Source organism: Psychroflexus longus (genome assembly GCF_020164595.1).
In the GTDB taxonomy this organism is placed as follows: domain Bacteria; phylum Bacteroidota; class Bacteroidia; order Flavobacteriales; family Flavobacteriaceae; genus Psychroflexus; species Psychroflexus longus.
In genome coordinates this window covers 192,936-210,858 of sequence record NZ_JAIQZE010000004.1, presented here as the reverse complement: position 1 = coordinate 210,858, position 17,923 = coordinate 192,936, and the positions used below count along the sequence as shown (strand labels likewise).

At 34.7% G+C, this 17,923-nt stretch carries 12 protein-coding genes; 11 read left to right on the top strand and 1 reads right to left on the bottom strand.

Annotation, left to right across the window (positions count from 1 at the left end; translation table 11 throughout):
• Positions 1-613 precede the first annotated feature (613 nt).
• The 11 genes from hsdR to LB452_RS05870 all read left to right on the top strand — a co-directional run bounded on the left by hsdR (position 614) and on the right by LB452_RS05870 (position 14,031).
• On the top strand, positions 614-2,914 hold the full coding sequence (gene hsdR, locus LB452_RS05920) for an EcoAI/FtnUII family type I restriction enzme subunit R (protein WP_224460812.1): 2,301 nt from the start codon (positions 614-616) through the stop codon (positions 2,912-2,914).
• 24 nt (positions 2,915-2,938) lie between these two features.
• A complete protein-coding gene (locus tag LB452_RS05915; RefSeq protein WP_224460811.1) occupies positions 2,939-4,465 on the top strand; it encodes a class I SAM-dependent DNA methyltransferase in 1,527 nt (508 codons plus the stop codon).
• Positions 4,458-5,684: a restriction endonuclease subunit S gene (locus tag LB452_RS05910; RefSeq protein WP_224460810.1), complete on the top strand. Its 1,227-nt coding sequence runs from the start codon at positions 4,458-4,460 to the stop codon at positions 5,682-5,684. The genes LB452_RS05915 and LB452_RS05910 overlap by 8 nt, the downstream gene beginning before the upstream one ends.
• 175 nt (positions 5,685-5,859) lie before the next feature.
• Positions 5,860-6,444, top strand: coding sequence for a hypothetical protein (locus tag LB452_RS05905; protein WP_224460809.1), 585 nt, complete (start codon positions 5,860-5,862; stop codon positions 6,442-6,444).
• 152 nt (positions 6,445-6,596) lie between these two features.
• Positions 6,597-6,887, top strand: a complete 291-nt coding sequence (locus LB452_RS05900) for a hypothetical protein (RefSeq protein ID WP_224460808.1) — start codon at positions 6,597-6,599, stop codon at positions 6,885-6,887.
• A gap of 8 nt (positions 6,888-6,895) precedes the next feature.
• Complete coding sequence (locus LB452_RS05895; RefSeq protein ID WP_224460807.1) at positions 6,896-7,072, top strand: hypothetical protein; 177 nt, start codon at positions 6,896-6,898, stop codon at positions 7,070-7,072.
• A gap of 12 nt (positions 7,073-7,084) precedes the next feature.
• Positions 7,085-8,032: a phosphoribosyltransferase gene (locus LB452_RS05890; RefSeq protein ID WP_224460806.1), complete on the top strand. Its 948-nt coding sequence runs from the start codon at positions 7,085-7,087 to the stop codon at positions 8,030-8,032.
• 4 nt (positions 8,033-8,036) lie between these two features.
• Positions 8,037-8,318 carry a hypothetical protein gene (locus LB452_RS05885; protein WP_224460805.1) on the top strand — a complete coding sequence of 94 codons (282 nt, stop codon included), beginning with the start codon at positions 8,037-8,039 and terminating at the stop codon, positions 8,316-8,318.
• A 193-nt stretch (positions 8,319-8,511) separates the two neighbouring features.
• Positions 8,512-9,561: a retron St85 family RNA-directed DNA polymerase gene (locus LB452_RS05880; RefSeq protein WP_224460804.1), complete on the top strand. Its 1,050-nt coding sequence runs from the start codon at positions 8,512-8,514 to the stop codon at positions 9,559-9,561.
• Positions 9,562-9,718: 157 nt separating this feature from the next.
• Positions 9,719-12,769 carry an AAA family ATPase gene (locus tag LB452_RS05875; protein WP_224460803.1) on the top strand — a complete coding sequence of 1,017 codons (3,051 nt, stop codon included), beginning with the start codon at positions 9,719-9,721 and terminating at the stop codon, positions 12,767-12,769.
• The gene (locus tag LB452_RS05870; protein WP_224460802.1) at positions 12,769-14,031 is read left to right on the top strand and encodes an McrC family protein; all 1,263 of its coding nucleotides are present in this window, start codon (positions 12,769-12,771) and stop codon (positions 14,029-14,031) included. Before LB452_RS05875 ends, LB452_RS05870 begins: the two co-directional genes overlap by 1 nt.
• A 541-nt stretch (positions 14,032-14,572) precedes the next feature.
• On the opposite strand, the gene LB452_RS05865 is transcribed toward LB452_RS05870, so the two are convergent.
• Positions 14,573-17,872, bottom strand: coding sequence for a T9SS type A sorting domain-containing protein (locus tag LB452_RS05865; RefSeq protein WP_224460801.1), 3,300 nt, complete (start codon positions 17,870-17,872; stop codon positions 14,573-14,575).
• Positions 17,873-17,923: the final 51 nt, after the last annotated feature.

Sequence of the window (17,923 nt, the reverse complement as noted above, 5' to 3'; positions counted from 1 at the left end):
TTTGTTATAACCCTTAATATAAGAGTATTCCCTTAAACGTAAAATCGTTTTTTAGTTTTCTTAGGAAAGCTTTGTGATACCTTTTGTAATTCAGTGTTGCTATGCCCTATAAAGTTTTTTCTTAAAAACAGACATTTAAGTATAGAACGTAAACCACAACTCTACAAAATCCCTATTGCTCAACTTAAAACGACTGTTTCATCTGTTACACTTATCTTTATGTACACATTTTTGTTATCTAAGTGCTCAATTCACATATCATATGAATAGGAATGTAAGGTATTGAGATATCAACGGTTCAAGCCAACAGATCTCATTAATAACCGTTGGTTTAACTGTTGAAGCCGTTGATTTGACAATTTTTACTCATTTATTCTTATACAGGTGTTAATATTTTATATGTTGTTCTTATATTCGAGGTCAATAATACTGTAACTAATCTAATTTATTAAGTAACTTCTTAAACTATCATCCTATAATCTATGATTACGAAAAATCACTCTCTAAAAATCACCTTTCTTAAAAGTAAAGCTCAATTCAATATCAAAGGTTTTTGTAAGGTTTCAGGAATCATGGAAGTAATGACTGGTGACTATCTAAAATAATCAGCGTTATGACAAAAAATATATCTGAATCGGATACGAGAGCGAATTTTATTGACCCAAAATTAAGTGAGAGTGAATGGGATCCGGTTCACATCGTTAGAGAGTATTATTTTACAGATGGTAGAAAACTATTGGGAGACAAACGCGGAAAGCGTTTGTTCCTAGATTATCTATTAAAATATAACAATACCAATCTAGCTATAGTTGAAGCTAAAAAATTAAGTGATCATCCAACAAAGGGCTTACAACAAGCTTTGGACTATGCAGAGAAATTGAGAATTAATTTTGTGTATGCTACCAACGGTAAAAAGATTTATGAGTTTGATAGAAGAACAGGGAAAGGAGATTATATTAAGGACTTCCCTACTCCACAAGATCTATATCATCGACTTTTTGGTTCTAAAAACAAATTAAAAGAGCAATTACATAACATTCCGTTTTTACTTACGGGTAATTTCAAACCTCGTTATTACCAGGAAATAGCTGTTAATAAAACGATGGAAAGTATTGCTGATGGTAACAAACGCATACTACTAACTCTAGCAACAGGCACTGGAAAAACATTTATTTCATTTCAGATCGTACATAAGCTATTGCAAGCGAAATGGAATATTGAAAGTGAAAATAGAAGACCTCGCATTCTATTTCTAGCTGATAGAAATGTATTGGCAGATCAAGCGATCAACACCTTTAATCCTTACGAAAATGACGTCATCAAAATAGATGGTGAAGAAGTCCGTAAACGAAATGGCGTGGTTCCGACCAATGCTTTTATCTTTTTCGCCATTTATCAGGCCATTGCAGAACGTGAAGATATTGGAGGTTATTACCAGGAATATCCTAAAGACTTTTTCGATTTGGTAGTCATTGACGAATGCCATAGGGGTAGCGCTAATGAAGAGGGGTCCTGGAGAGCTATTTTGGACCATTTTAGCTCTGCAGTTCACTTAGGCTTAACAGCAACTCCAAAACGTGATGATAATGTTGATACCTATAAATATTTTGGACAACCTATTTACGAATATTCTTTAAAAGAAGGTATCCAGGATGGATTCTTAACGCCTTACAAAGTAAAGCGCGTCAAAACAAATATTGACGAATATATACACACTAACGATAGCAAAGTTATTCAAGGTGAAGTGACCAAAGACCGATATGAGATTAACGATTTCAACAGAAGTATTACTGTTAAGCAGCGAACGGAACTTGTTGCCAAAACCATTTTAGCCCAAATAGGCAAAATGGATAAAACGATTGTATTTTGTAGCAATCAGGATCATGCCTTAGATTTAAGAGATTATATCAATCAGTATAAAACCGTTTCAGATATTAATTACTGTGTACGTGTAACTAGCGATGAAGGGAAACACGGAAGAGAATTACTGGAAGCTTTTCAAGACAACGATAAAGATATTCCAGTAATTTTAACCTCTTCAAAAATGTTGACCACTGGAGTTGATGCCAGAAATGTGCGCAATATTGTTTTAACATCACCCATTGGATCAATGGTGGAGTTTAAGCAAATTATTGGTCGGGGTACCCGTGTGTTTGATGGTAAGGACTTTTTTACCATTATCGATTTTGTGGGGGCTACCAATTTATTTTATGACGCAGAATGGGATGGAGAACCAGAAGATCCTAAAGATGAGGGTGGTGGTAAAGATCCACAACCTCCAAGAAAACCTAAAGTAAAAGAGCCTGGAGAACCTTATGAGCGTAAAGAAAAATTGATTGTTGAACTTTCCAACGGAAGGCAATTGAAGGTAACTGATGTTGACACAAGGTACATAGATGAAAATGGAAAACCCTTAACTGTACGTGAGTTTTTAGAAAAGCTGATTGGAGAATTACCAGCCATTTATAAAGATGAAGAGCAATTGAGAGAAATATGGTCTAATCCGGATACTCGAAGCGATTTATTAGAAAAACTTGGCGAATTGGGTTTTGACAACGAACAACTCAATGACTTACGAAACATGATCGCAACACCAGAATGCGATATTTTTGATGTTCTCTCACATATTTCATTTTCTTCAGATCTGATGACCCGTAAACAAGGCGTGAAATTTGTAAAAGATGATGTTCAATTTTTTGATGTTTATGAAAATCTGAAGGCAAAAGACTTTTTAGAGTTTATTTTAAAGCATTATGAAGAACATGGCATTGAAGAATTACAACGTGATAAATTAGGCGATTTGGTGAAATTAAAACTAGGAACTTCAAAAGACGCTAAAACCGCTTTTGGTGATATGAAAACATTATTAGGGGCTTACTATAAATTACAAAAAAACAAATATAGAGCTGTTTAATTGCTCTCAAAAACAAGACCATAAATGAGTATACAGAATAATATAGATCGCATTACAGATATCCTTCGTAGAGACGACGGGATCTCGGGTGCGATGCACTACACCGAACAAATCTCCTGGATTTTATTTCTCAAGTTTTTAAATGATTACGAGGACAACAAAGCAGACGAAGCTTTCTTGGAAGGCACTGAATACAAACACGTCTTGCGAAAGAATTTAAGATGGGAGCATTGGGCTTGTCCTAAGGATGAGAAAGGACAATTGGATGTAAAGCGCGCAATGACAGGTGATGATTTGATAGATTTTGTCAATAAAACACTCTTCCCCTATTTACAAGCTTTTAAAAGCACGACAAATGATCCCAAATCTTTAACCTATAAAATAGGAGCCATATTTGAGTACCTAGACAACCGCATAGCCAGTGGACATACTCTACGTGAGATACTGGATATTATTGACCGTTTAGATTTTCAGAGTAGTGATGAATTGTTTGAGCTTTCCCAAGTCTATGAAAACTTGCTAAAGAGCATGGGAAGCGATGGTGGTAATTCTGGAGAGTTTTACACCCCAAGAGCTATTATCAAAGCGATGGTAGAAACGACTCGTATTAAAGTTGGAGATACCATTTATGACGGAGCCATAGGTTCTGGAGGCTTTTTGGTAGAAGCCTTTGACTATTTAGTTCAAGATGGTAAAAAGGAAAAACTTTCTGCCAAAGAATGGGAGTTTCTCCAAAGTGAAACCTTTTTTGGCATGGAAAAAACCAGTTTAGGTTATGTCATGGGCATGATGAACATGATTTTGCATGGTATAGAAAGTCCAAATGTATTTAGAGGGAATACGCTCACCCAAAACATACGTGACTATCAAGAAAAAGATCGACATGATGTGATCCTAGCTAATCCCCCTTTTGGTGGAAAAGAGAAGAAACAAATCCAACAAAACTTCCCTGTAGAAAGCAACGCTACAGAAATACTGTTTTTACAGCATTTCATGAAAATGCTAAAACTGGAAGGCCGTGCAGCTATTGTAGTACCGGAAGGTGTGTTGTTTCAAACCAATAATGCGTTTACCAAAGTCAAGCAGACCTTATTGGAAAATTACAATGTCCATACGATTGTGAGTTTACCGGCAGGGGTGTTTTTACCCTATAGTGGTGTAAAAACCAATATTTTATATTTTGACAGAAACGGGGCGACTAGCGATATTTGGTATTACGACGTCACACCACCCTACAAGCTCACCAAAAACAAACCTATTACTTACGAACATATCAAAGAGTTTGTTCACTTATTTCATCATCCAGAAGAACGTAACGCCACCAATGCTAAATTAAAAATCCCTGCCACTTCGAGCGGAGTCGAGAAGTCTTGCAACGACTGGACTGTTAATATATCAGACATTAAAGACTATGACCTGAGTGCTAAAAACCCCCATAAAGTAGTTGAAGTCGTGCACCAAAGCCCTCAGAACTTACTTAAAGCCATTAAGCAAAACGATACCGAAATAAACACATTAATGAACCAAATTGAAAGTTTGATAGATGGGTAATTGGATTGAAACTAATATAGGTAAGGAATATGATCTAAAGACCGGCGGTACACCAAGTAAGTCAAAACCAGAATACTATAAAGATGGAAATATTCCTTGGTTAGTTAGTGGTGATATTAATCGAATTGAAATTACTGAATGCGATAATTATATAAATGAAAAAGGCTTAAATAATTCTAATGCTAGATTATTACCTTCAGATATAATTATGATTGCATTAAATGGTCAAGGTAAAACAAAAGGAAGTGTTGCAATGCTCAAAATTGAAGCTACATGCAATCAATCATTAGTTGGTATAATTCCTAAAAATCGTAATATCCAATTTCCCAAATTTCTTTTTTACTATTTAAAATCACAATATTCAAATATTAGAAAACTTGCAGGCGGTAACGATAGAAGAGGATTAAATATGGGGTTAATAAGATCTATAAAATTTAGGTTTCCTAACTCATTAGCAGAACAACAACGTATTGTTGCCAAATTAGATGACTTATTTGAAAAAATAGATAAAGCCATTGGATTGTTAGAAGAAAATATAGAGCATACCCAGGCGTTGATGGGATCTGTGTTGGATGAGGAGTTTGGGAAGTTGGAGAAATTCAATAAACCTTTAATGAGCTTTTGTAAAAATCCTAAAAAGGATATGGTCGGTGGCCCTTTTGGCTCTAACCTTAAAGCATCAGAGTATGTTGATCAAGGTTATCCAATCATTAGACTACAAAATGTTGATAGATTTAATTTCAAAGAGAAAAATATCAAATTTGTAACAGAAGAAAAAGCAGAGTTTCTGTCAAGTCACTCATACGTTTCAGGGGATATCGTAATGACTAAACTTGGAGATCCTCTAGGTAAATGTTGTATAGTTGAGGATGTTTTAGGAATTAATAGAGGAGTAATTTCTTCAGATATAATTAGAATTAGAATAGATGAAAGCAAACATTACAAACCTTATGTAGTTGCAGGAATTAACTCAGAATATTTTATAAAACAACTAAAAAGCAAAACACAAGGTTCAACAAGACCAAGAGTCACGCTTAAAGAAGTAAGGGCAATGCAATTACCTATGTTGGAAAGAAAGGATCAATTATTTTCAGCAGAACGGATTGACGGTATATTGAGAATTCAATTAGATATCTTAGAAGCTCAAACACAAAAAGTAGATCATTTAAAAGCCTTAAAAAGGAGTTTGTTAGATCAGGCTTTTAATGGGAAGTTGTGAATAAGGAATAGCATAACCTAAATTTATAAAATCTAATTTATGATGAATTGGGGGACTATGTTAGAGGGATCAGATAGAATTACAAACATTTATACTAATCAATTAATATTTAAAAATGAGTTTAAATTCAACTAAAGTTTTCACCTTAATAATAGCAGTTAGTCTATTAATAACAATGTCAAATAAATCACTAGCGCAAAGCGATGGCGCTGCCATAGGAATTGCTGCAGGTGCCACAGCTATTACGTTTCTTGCAGCTGATGCTGCAGTAAAAGAAACAGCAAAAGAAGTAAGTCAGTTCAGATCTAAAGAATTTATTATGGACTATATAATAGGTCCTGTTGGAAGTGGCGAAATTAAGTTTGAAACAGAAAGCTTAGCCTCCGACGACTCTGCTGGTGTAGTATCAATAGCATTTAATTGCAGTGAGTTAAATAAAAAAGGATTGCTATTAGCCTTCATAGGTAAAAATAGAAATAAATTGGGAACATTGACTACGGCTTATGGATTTAAATACATTCCGTATGATGAAGCAGTATCTCTACTCAATAGAATTGACAATGTAAAAGATGATAACAAAGATTACATGAGAGATGATAATGATGTCAATAATGTTTACATACAACACGATGATATGAGGTTTATTCTTTATCGTGACGGGGGAGATAAAATAAGAGTGTTCTGGAATGGTTTTGAAGTAGAATGGGAAAGAATACCTTTTGATAGAACCAAAAGAAGGCTAGAGAGATGGTTTGAATAACAAAACTTAGAGATTAAATTGAATGTTTATTTCCTATGTTGATGAATGGGCAGGTGACGGTTGGGGAAGCTGAGGAAGGAAAGAGTTAAAAATAATTTTTAGAAACTATTTACTTTCGTGGACACATAGTTATATTTTAATAAAATAAAAATATGGAATTAATAGAATTAGTCAAATTAGGAGATAATGAATATGTTGTTAAATCAATCGAGAATGGAGATTTGATAACTATATCAGATATTGACTTCCCTGAAATTAAAAAAGTCAAATTTAGAAATCCTAACTCTAAAAATAGAGACAAAGTTTTTACTGTAATTGCTAATGGAAATGTAATAGATCAGGAAAAAGACACTGTGGCTGTATACATAATACAAAGCACTAATGAAGGAGCGCATTATTTAGTCAAAGTAGATAATTTCGATAATGTTTTTAGTTACTTATAGAAAAAAATATGATTGTAAATAGAAGAACTATTAGAAGAAACCGAAAACAGAATAAAAAACTCGCTAAATTACGGGATTGGTTATTGCCGATGTTGATGAATGGGCAGGTAAAAGTTGGTGAAGCTGAGCAGAAATTGGGGATGGTTGCGGAGCAGGAAGGTGGTTATAAAAGAATTAACAAATAACACGTTTAATCTATGTTTAGCTGGTTTATAAAGATTTTTAAAATTAAGAAAAAAGATAAAATCACGGCATCTCTGGAGTGTCAGTCTAACTATTCGGATTTTGATTACGAATCTCTTTGTGAACTCTATTATAAAAATAAGTGGTTGCGTCACGAAGTAAATAATGAAGGGTTAAAAAATTTATGGTTAGAATATGATGATTTGAAAAGTAAAAAAATAATATACTCTTTATTGAAAAATTTCAAATATGTATTTCAAGAAGATGCTGCGTTAGATGTTAAAAATAAACTAACAAAATGTATTGCTGATTGGAATTTAAGTCCCGATAACACTTTACTTATTGGCTTTAGAAAACATAATTATCCTGACGGATCTCAGATTATTTTGAACTTTATAAAGTCTATTCTCATTGAAATAAATCCAAAATGGCAAGAGTATAACCTACTTCCAGACTTTCACTACGGAATTAAGCGTATTAAAAAAAATGGATTCCCAAGAAATGGAGTAGATTTAAAAAATATTGTTTTAGTAGATGACTTCATTGGTACTGGTGGAACTGCAAAAACTAATATTCAACATTTAAAGAAACTGATTAGTGATATGAGCAAAGATTTTAGCTTGAACCTTTTTGCACTGGCTGCCATGAAAACTGGTATCAAACTATTAAAACCTTTAGAATCTAATATATCTGTTTGTTATGAATTGGATAAAGCTTCGAAAACCATCTGGCCATATTTAGAAAGAAAAAGTATAAGAAAAAAAATAGTTAATATGGAGAAGATTCTATACGAGGGAGTTGAACCTGAAAAACTTGAAAAATTTAGTCTTGGATATGGAAAATCAGAAGCTATCTTCGCATGGAATAGATTCAATTTACCTAATAATAATTTTCCCATATTTTGGTGGAATCGATATAGTGATGGAAAATCTCGAAAACCTTTGTTTAATAGAATGCAATAGTAGAATGAATGGAAATGACTTTACGCAATATCTTCTTAAAACAGAAAAGAATGAAATTCGTATTTCTTTTTTTAAGGATTACTATAACCCTAATGATTTGGCAGAGAAACTAGATTCACTTGTTAAAACTGGATTAATTGAGATTGATTGGGAAAGAAAGCTGATAATTAAAAAATTTAATTTAGAAAGAATGCTTGTTTCAAAAAATAAGTTGTTAAAGAAAGAAAAAGAGAAGCCATCTTATATGAAAGGTGAACAAACTGGAATTAACAAACCATATATATAAAAAAAAAGAGAAGAGGAATTAGAAAATGAGGCGATGTCGCCTCAGTACAGTTAAGGCTGTTTTATCCATTATAATGATTTGTTAGAACTGAAATCAGAAAATTGATTCCAGTTACAATAATTCATTATTTGTAAAGAATGGATTTCTATTTTATGAATTATTGTGTAATTCTTCTTCTCTTTAAATTTAAGTTTTGAGCTATACTATAAATGACTGGAAAAAAACTATAGAAACTTCAAATCTCTCAAAAATTGAGAAAATTGAAAGAATGCAATATGTTGAAAGTGCCTTTAAAAACAAGGTTCCGGTTATTATAGACACAAAGCATTTATCTCAATTACTTGGTTTAAAAATTGGAGTCCTAACAAGTATGGTTCAATCACCATCTAGTTTTTATAGAGAATTTAAAATTCCAAAAAGGAAAGGTGGTTACCGAGATATAGTCACACCCTATAAATCACTCTTAGAAGTACAGCAATGGATAGCAAAACATATACTCTCTTGTTTTGAAATACATCCTTCAGCATATGCCTATGTAAAAGGAAAGAATATTGCTCAAAATGCTAAGTTGCATATTGGGTCAAGTGAAATGCTTAAAATTGATTTGAAAGATTTTTTTCCTTCAATTAAAATACCCAGAGTTCGAGAACTTTTTAAAAGATTAGGTTACAATAAAGAGGTTACGTATTATTTAAGTAAGCTCTGTTGCTTAAAAGAACAACTACCACAAGGAGCCGCATCAAGTCCGCTAATAAGTAATATTATCCTTTCTAATCTCGACAAAAGGCTTTTTAAATTTGCAAGTAATAATCAGTTAATTTATTCAAGGTATGCTGACGATTTGGTTTTTTCTGGAGATGCAATTCCATCTGATTTTAGAATATTAGTAGCGATGAATATTCAAGATGAAGGTTTCTCCTTAAATCCTGATAAAACAATAGAATACTCGGAAAATCAAAGAAAGCTTATAACAGGGGTTGTTGTAAAAAAAGACTCTATAAGACTTCCAAAAGATCTTAGACGAGAAATCAAACAGCAAGCTCACTATATATTGAAGTTTGGGATCTTGGATCAAGTGAAACGATATAATGATATTTTTTATGTAGATAGGATACTAGGAAGATTAAGCTATTGGAAACAAATAGAGCCAAAAAATGAATATGTGATCAACACCTTAAAAGAGATAATTTTGATGTATAAAGAAACAATGAATAATATTCAGAATAATGACGATGGTGAATAAAATAAATGCTAAGCTTTAGAAAATTTATTCTATAAGTTAAATTTGTAATAAAAATTATAAAAGCATTTGATACACAATAATAGCCAATCATCTCAGGAAGCTTGTCATTAAGATCTCTAATAAGGATAAATTAAAACCACTACCAAAAAAATAATCCATGCACTTCCACCAACAGATACACCAATATTTATTGAATTATAGAGAAGAACATAATTCAAATTTCAATTTTCTAGTCAGACAAAAATCAAATCCTGATGATAAAAAATATCCAGGAGGTAAAATTCCTAACGGATTATTTTTTCAAGGCACGGAAAAGTACTGTTTTGTTGGTTTAGTTGATAAGAATGGAGGAAATCTCTCCACTAGAAGTGTAGGACTGGTTTTTGAACCCTCTGATGATAATTTTGTATTCAGGTTTGAAATAGTTTTTCTAGACGAAACAAACCCAAAACTCATTGAATTTTATAAAAACTTAGTTTCAGAATTTGAGGGCTTCAAATGGTCTAAAAATAATAGAAAAGCAAAATTAGAAGTATGCGAATTTCAAAAAGATGATCCTAGTAAATTATACCAATGGTTAGATGAGAATTATCCTAAAATCAGAAACCTAGCCTTGGAAGCTGATGTTGATGACTTGATACCTGATGACAAAAGATTTCAAAAGCTTCAAAATAACTTAGAAAAGAAATTAGAAGAAGTTCCTATTAACTACTGGCTTTTTCAAGGCAATCCTAAAATCTTTGATTTTGAATCTGCCTTATCCGACGATTCCCTTCAGGATTTTACAGTATCGTCCCATAAAGACAAAATTAAAGTCGGTGATAAAGTTATTATCTGGCTCACAGGAAAACAAGCTGGTTGCTACGCTTTAGCAGAAATAACTTCAGAGCCTTCTATACAATCAAATAGCATTGGTGATAAATACTGGAAAAAAGAAAATTCTAATGAACTTAAGGCTGGTATTAAAATCACTCATAATTTATATGATAATCCAATTCTTTGGGAGGATTTAAAGGACCTGGATACTTTTAAGGATTTTAAAGCCGGTAATCAAGGATCGAATTTTACTGCTACAAAAGAAGAATATTCAATTTTTAAAAAGATGCTACAAAATAATAATAAGCAGTATTGGCTTTATGCTCCTGGAGAAAATGCTCGTCTCTGGGATGAGTTTTACGAACAAGGCATTATGGGTATCGGCTGGGATGAGATTGGAGATTTGACTCGGTTTAGCAGTAAAAAGGAAATAAAAAAAGCACTTAAGGATACATATGAAGGTACTGGATCAAAGAGTAATGACGTTACTGCTAATGATGATTTTGTAAATAATATTGAAGTTGGTGATATCGTTATTACTAAACAAGGACGAGGAGAACTACTTGGCTATGGAATTGTAACTTCAGATTATAAATTTGATGAAAATCGGGACGAATATCAGCATATTAGAAAAGTAGAATGGAAATTAAAAGGTAATTGGAAAGTAGATTTCAATCTTGTTCTTAAAACTCTTACAAATATTACAAGATATAGCACAGATCATCCTGATTACAAAACTTACTATGAGAGATTAATGGGAGTTATGGGAATTGGTAATCCGGAGAAAGACAACCGAAAAGCATTTTCTAATTGGCTTACCAAAAGATATGGCGAAAATTCAGGAACAACCAGTTCTTATATTAAAGCCATTGATATTTTATCTCAAATTTTAAGCAAGGAATTATTTAAAACAAATGATGATAGCTTCTTAGACACACTATATAAGGATTTGATCAAAGAACAAAGAAATCAAAATAGTAAATATTATCATGCTGATGCTCCATCGTATGGTGACAATGGGTTTTATTCTGCATCAATTAAGTCTTATAGAGAGTTTTTAAAAGCCAATAATGTTATATCAACTTCAGACTATAATCAAATGAAATATTCTTTAAACACAATCTTATACGGTCCTCCTGGTACAGGTAAAACTTTTAAACTACAATCTGAATACTTTAAAAGATTCACTCAATATTCTGCTTCAACTTCCAGAGAGAATTATTTGAAAGAAGAAGTGGAGCCACTGGCCTGGTGGCAGGTTTTGTATATCGCTTTATTGGACTTAGGAAAAGTTAGAGTAAACGACATTCTTGCTCACCCGGCTGTTCAGGCAAAGGCCAAATTAAGTACAATCAATAATTTAAGAGCCTCTTTATGGGGTGCATTACAACGCCATACTGTTGACGATTGCCCACATGTTGGCGTGGTAAGTCGCGCTGCCATAAAACCCTTTTGGAAAACAGATCATTCAGAATGGCATATACAGGAAGATGAAAACCTGGAATTATTTCCTGAAGCCAAGCAGATACTGGAAACCTATAAATATTATGATGAAACCAATAGTAAGGAAATAGAAAATTACAGTTTCGTCACTTTTCATCAGTCATTTACTTATGAGGATTTCGTAGAAGGTATAAAGCCTGTATTAGATGATGAAACTGATGATATAAAATACGAGATTAGTAATGGGATATTCAAAAAACTAGCGCTGAAAGCCCAGGATGATCCTGATAATGATTATGCCATTTTTATAGATGAAATTAACCGGGGTAATGTAGCCTCTATTTTTGGAGAGTTAATTACACTCATTGAAAAGGATAAGCGACAGGGAGCAGAAAATGAACTTTCTGTAATCTTACCCTATTCAAAAACCAAATTTTCAGTTCCTCAGAACTTACACATTATAGGGACCATGAATACTGCCGACAGAAGTGTTGAAGCTCTAGATACAGCATTAAGAAGAAGATTTAGTTTTATTGAAATGCCACCAATTCCAGGAGTAATTTTAAGCAACGGTAAAGCAGACGCTGGGATGGTTGAAGGTATTGAACTTCCATTCCTACTTCAGACCATAAACAAACGAATAGAAAAACTCTTAGATAAAGACCATAAGATTGGTCATTCGTATTTTTTGAATGTTGAATCTGTAGAGGATCTTCGTAAAGTATTTCGGGATAAAGTTATACCTCTCCTGGAGGAATATTTCTTTGGAGATTACGGAAAGATAGGTCTAGTATTAGGAAATACCTTTATTCGAAAAACAGAAAATAACGAAATCCGTTTTGCTTCTTTCGATGATTATGATGAATCCATAGTATCAGATTTGAACCAGCGTGAAGTTTATGAAATGAAACCTATGGATACCTGGGATTTTAAAAGTATTTATCTGTAGTGGACGTTAGAAATAAACACATACGAGTTTTCGAATACGAAAAAATCACCCTTCATAAAGATGATAAGGGAAGGTATTTGTTGCCTGCTGAATTAAGCAAACTCTATGATTTCAACGACCGCAACGGTAACAAATTCTTCACTGGAATAAGAGATGGCGTAAAGTTCCAGAATTATGTAGGTGTCATACAAATCGGTGGTTTGACCATCGAAATCCTACCCAAAGCAGATCAGAAAAAGATTACGCATAAAGAAGAATACGATCACTGGCATAAAGTCCTGCTTGATATGCTAAGAATCTGCAGGCGGATACAGATCTCTTCAGTATCCGAAGCGAGCCTGAAGCGCAGATATAATTCTATACTGGATCTTTATTTTGAAACCTACCTGGATGAATTAGAAAATCTTATACATACAGGCTTAATCAAAAAGTACAGAAAGCAGTCGGGCAACCTTAATGCTCTCAAAGGACGAATTGAGTTTTCTAAAAACATACAAAAAAACCTGATCCATAAAGAACGCTTTTACACCCATCACCAGGTGTATGACTATGACCACTTGATTAATCAAATCCTTCTGGAAGGTTTGAATGTATTAAGCATCATTTCATCCAACCCTATTTTAAAAGATCGTATTTCTAGGATCACCTCACTATTCCCTGAAGTGAAAAAATTAAAAGTCCAGCCAACTCATTTTAGAAATCTAAAACAAACACGTAAAACTGCCCCCTACGCTAAGGCCATTCAAATTGCCAGAATGATACTCCTGAATTATTCACCGGATATTATCAGAGGCCAGGAAAACATGCTGACGTTATTATTCGATATGAATAAATTATGGGAAGAGTATATTTATCGCATGCTTATAAGAGTTAAAGCGGATGACATTACAGTTAGTTTTCAAAATAGTCAAGCCTTTTGGGAGCAACGAACCATAAGGCCAGATCTAGTGATTACTAAAAAGGGAAGTTCTGAAACGTTTATCATTGATACCAAATGGAAAGTCCTGGACACCCATAATCCAAAACCCTCAGATGATGACTTAAAGCAGATGTATGCTTATAACTTATACTGGAACGCCAAAAGAAGTATGCTCCTCTACCCCAACTCTAGTCCCATAGAAGAACGTTTTGGTACGTTTTGGAAAGGCCGGGAAAATCCTCAGGATAATCAATGTAAAGTCGGATTTGTAAACATCCTCAACGCTCAGGGACAATTAAATTTTGAAATTGGACAGGAGGTTCTTGATAAGATGATTGAATGAAATTAAATGTGTATATTAAATCCCTAGGATCATGGAATCAACTTACAAAAGGTTAATCGACGTGACTCTGTAAGACCTTAATAAATAAGCCAAATTAAACACTCCCTTTTTTACGTAAAAAACTATAGTTTTAATGGGTTTGTACCTCAAAAGGCACAAATCAATAAGGTAAAAGATAACGGGTGATTTTGGTCAAATACCAGTTTTTTTGCGCTTGCAGGCCCCGTCATTGCTGGAATGTTAATTTCTTCACGGAAAGTGGTAAACATCGGTACTTTTTTTCCTCCATCTCTTCTAACCCTATGTATACTGGCAAACTAACTTTCTGTATTGTAACCCTACTCTTCTCCATACTTCAGCTAAGCCTGGGAATCAATCCTAAACCTAATACTGTGGTTAAGGTCACGTGTCATTGAATTTTCACAGGCTGAATGTCGGTGACTTTACAGTCGGCTGGAGTGGAATAGGCTTAGGTGTTCAGGGATACATAAAAAAGCCTCCCGAAGAGGAGGCTTTAGAAAAAAAAATAAGTGGATGAAATTTATTTCTTTATAAATCTTAGGATCTTCAATGTGTTTCCGCCCTTAGCATCAACTTTTGCGAAGTACACTCCACTGGATAAGTTAGTGACATCAACAGAATAACTTTCCTGACTTGTTTTAACAAGCTTACCATTCATGTCGTAAATAGTGATGTGTATGAGTTCTGTATTGGAAACTTCGAAGAATAAGTGATCTGAAGTTGGATTTGGATAAAGTTTAACCTGTATGTCTGAATCGACCTGATCTATGCTTAGTGTTGAATCCACCGTCACCTCAGCAGATTCTGTAGTTGTATTCCCTGAAGCATCTGTTGCAGTTATATTTACCACATAAACACCTGTTGCCGTAAAGGTGTCCTGATCCAAAGCAAGTGTTATCTCTCCTGCTAACGAACAGTTGTCTTCAAGCGTATCGACAAGATCACCTGGTTCTATGCTTACTGTAGCATTATCATCTAAGCTTACTGTAATATCCGCAGTGACCAGAGCAGGTGCCATAGCATCGATTACGGTGATGACCGCTGTGGCTGCAGCCTGATTGCCTGAGGCATCGGTCGCAGTTAAGCTTACTGTATTTTCACCTAAGTTAGAGCAGTCGAAACTGGTGACGTCCAGTGCTAAAGTTTCTACTCCGCAATTGTCTGAGGATCCGTTGTCCACTTGTGCAGCAGTAATGCTGGCAGCACCAAACTCATCTAGGTCTACTGTAAGGTTTTGAGCTACTGCTGTAGGTAGACTATTATCAACAACAGTTACTGTTGCTGTGGCTGTAGCCTGATTGCCTGAGGCATCAGTCGCAGTTAAGGTTACTGTGTTTTCCCCAAGATTAGAACAATCGAAAGTAGTTATATCTAAAGCTAGCGTATCCACACCACAGTTGTCTGCAGACCCATTATCGACCTGAGCAGCAGTGATGGTAGCTTCACCGTTGGCATTTAGCTCAACAGTTAAGTCCTGAGTGACCATAGCAGGAGATAAATTATCTATTACGGTCACTATTGCCGTTGCTGAAGAAGAGTTACCACTTCCATCTGTCGCAGTTAAGGTTACTGTGTTTTCGCCCAGATTAGAACAGTCAAAAGCTGTAGCATCAAGGCTGGTTGTTAACAAGCAATTATTGGTTGCCCCTAAATCCCCTGAAATTAAGACGGCTGAAATATCGGCTGGTGAGATTACTGAAGTGAAAGATCCTCCGGACTGACTTAGGTACCTGCCATTTAATTGAAATCTTAAGTTGTATGGCTTACTGAAGTCAATCAATTCTCCAGCAGCAACATTTGCCTGCTCAATAACTAATCGTGTTCTATTGGCAAAAGACCCCGATGAAGAATGTCCTCCCCAAATAATACGATTATCAGATGTTCTGAAAAAAATGGATTCACCAGATGGACGACTTCCATTACTTAATGTAGATCTGGCATGCACCAGGTCACCACTACGCACTTTAGAGTCAATGGTAGTAATAGGAACTAATTCCATTGGAACCCCTCCGGATGAGGCACTCACTAAACCGGCACTAAAGTCTACACGACCCATTCCGGCGCCTTCAATAAATATCTCGGCATTTCCGTAGGTCATCCCGTCAATACAGTAACCTGAAATACTGCTACAATCATCATTACTTCCATTATCTATAATCGCTGGTGTAATGCTTGCTTCGCCGTTAGCATCTAGTGCCACAGTTATATTTTGAGCTAAGGCAGTTGGGTTAGTGTTGTCCTCAACAGTTAGCGTTCTTGTAATTATTGTCTGATTGCCTGAACTATCGGTTACTCTAAACAAGTAATGAAATGTTTTTCCAACATCAGCACAAGTTACATTAATGCGGTCAGCATAACCACTATCGGCAATGCCATCATTATTTTCATCTCTAGCAAGATCAATGACATCAATACTACAATTATCAGCACTGCCATCATTAACATAATCTGGAAGAAAGGCATAGGTTCCATTGCTCCAGTCATAAGTATTTATTGAAAAGTCTGATGCTAAAGCTGTTGGGCTTATGTTATCTTCAACCGTAACTGTAGCTGTGGCTGTAGCCTGGTTTCCAGAAGCATCAGTCGCAGTTAATGTCACGGTGTTTTCTCCAAGGTTAGAGCAGTCAAAACTTGTGACATCTAAAGCTAAGTTATCAATACCACAATTGTCAGAGGTTCCGTTGTCAACATCGGCAGCAATAGCAGATGCTTCGCCGTTAGCATCAAGTTCCACTGTAATGTTTTGAGTTATAACGCTTGGTAAAACATTATCTAACTCATAAAGCGCTCCATATACCCCACTTGAACCATCTTCTGAGACAAAATAAAGTTTGCAATTAAAAACTTCAATGTCATAATCTCGAGCCATTTCCAAAGACCCAGGCAGGTTTATTTGTGTTAAAGAAGTTCCATCATATTTATGAAGAGCACCCCTTATACCACTAGAACCATCTTCTAAGACTAAATTAAGATTATTGTTGTACACCTCTAGGTCGTAATCTCGAGCCATTGTCAGAGATCCAGGCAGGTTTATTTGTGTAAAAGTAGTTCCATCATATTTATGAAGAGCGCCTCTTATACCGCTAAAACCATCTTCTAAGACCAAATAAAGATCGTTGTTGTACACTTCTTGTTCGTAATCTCGGGCCATTTCAAGAGATCCAGGCAGGTTAATTTGTGTAAAAGTAGTTCCATCATATTTATGAAGTGCACCCCTTATACCACTAAAACCATCCTCCAGGACTACATATAAATCATTATCATACATGATCATGTTATAGCCTTCAGCCATTCTCAAAGAGCCTGGTAATACTATTTGAGTGAAAGATGTACCATCATACTTATATAATGCCCCATATATTCCACTAGAACCATCTTCCAAGACTAAATAAAGATCGTTGTTGTACACTTCCATGTCGTAATCTCGAGCCATTGTCAGAGATCCAGGCAGGTTTATTTGTGTAAAAGTAGTTCCATCATATTTATGAAGTGCACCTCTTATACCACTAAAACCATCTTCTAAAACAGTATACAATTCACTTCCATAAACTTCCATGTCGTGATCTTGAGCCATTCTTAATGATCCCGGTAATGTTATCTCTGTAATATCGACTCCATCATTTTTATAAAGAGCACCATAAACACCGATAGAGCCGTCCTCCAAAACGATATATTGCTCATTTTCATACACCTCACTATCATAACCCATAGCCATTCTGTAAGATGCGGGTAAAACTGTTTGGTTGGCTACAGATTGAGCAATTACGTTGCCAATTAGCGCAAAACATATTAGTATAGAACTGAGTAATAGTTTTTTCATAAAAAATAATTTAAGTGAATTAGGAGTTTTTTAAAAATTAAGGCAGTTTAC

Excerpts from the sequence above, each read along its gene's own strand:
- hsdR (WP_224460812.1), top strand. The coding sequence starts at position 614 with ATGACAAAAAATATATCTGAATCGGATACGAGAGCGAATTTTATTGAC.
- LB452_RS05915 (WP_224460811.1), top strand. The coding sequence starts at position 2,939 with ATGAGTATACAGAATAATATAGATCGCATTACAGATATCCTTCGTAGA.
- LB452_RS05910 (WP_224460810.1), top strand. The coding sequence starts at position 4,458 with ATGGGTAATTGGATTGAAACTAATATAGGTAAGGAATATGATCTAAAG.
- LB452_RS05905 (WP_224460809.1), top strand. The coding sequence starts at position 5,860 with ATGTCAAATAAATCACTAGCGCAAAGCGATGGCGCTGCCATAGGAATT.
- LB452_RS05900 (WP_224460808.1), top strand. The coding sequence starts at position 6,597 with ATGGAATTAATAGAATTAGTCAAATTAGGAGATAATGAATATGTTGTT.
- LB452_RS05895 (WP_224460807.1), top strand. The coding sequence starts at position 6,896 with ATGATTGTAAATAGAAGAACTATTAGAAGAAACCGAAAACAGAATAAA.
- LB452_RS05890 (WP_224460806.1), top strand. The coding sequence starts at position 7,085 with ATGTTTAGCTGGTTTATAAAGATTTTTAAAATTAAGAAAAAAGATAAA.
- LB452_RS05885 (WP_224460805.1), top strand. The coding sequence starts at position 8,037 with ATGAATGGAAATGACTTTACGCAATATCTTCTTAAAACAGAAAAGAAT.
- LB452_RS05875 (WP_224460803.1), top strand. The coding sequence starts at position 9,719 with ATGCACTTCCACCAACAGATACACCAATATTTATTGAATTATAGAGAA.
- LB452_RS05865 (WP_224460801.1), bottom strand. The coding sequence starts at position 17,872 with ATGAAAAAACTATTACTCAGTTCTATACTAATATGTTTTGCGCTAATT.